Annotated in this window: 1 protein-coding gene; it reads left to right on the top strand. The window is 55.6% G+C overall.

Annotation, left to right across the window (positions count from 1 at the left end):
* The coding region (locus tag HMPREF3044_RS07615) for a 6-phosphofructokinase (RefSeq protein WP_210400535.1) at positions 1-223 on the top strand (223 nt) is incomplete at both ends.

The raw sequence follows: 223 nt of genomic DNA, 5'->3' as shown, positions 1-223 counted from the left end.
GGAGGGGACGATGGATTTCAAGGAGGGGGAAGAGGACGAGTTTGGGCATAAGACCTTCAATGGTATCGGCCAGGTGATTGGTGACGAGATTCATAAGCGCCTAGGCCATGATGTGCGGACGATGGTTTTGGGTCATATTCAGCGTGGTGGTACGCCGACGGCGTTCGATCGTGTGCTTGCGACTCGTTATGGTGTGGCTGCTGCTCGTGCTGCTCATAAGGGG

It is taken from the genome of Corynebacterium sp. HMSC073D01, assembly GCF_001815555.1.
Taxonomy (GTDB): Bacteria; Actinomycetota; Actinomycetes; order Mycobacteriales; family Mycobacteriaceae; genus Corynebacterium; species Corynebacterium glucuronolyticum.
Note: the sequence above shows the minus strand (reverse complement) of the source record. Positions and strands in the feature narration are given on the sequence as shown.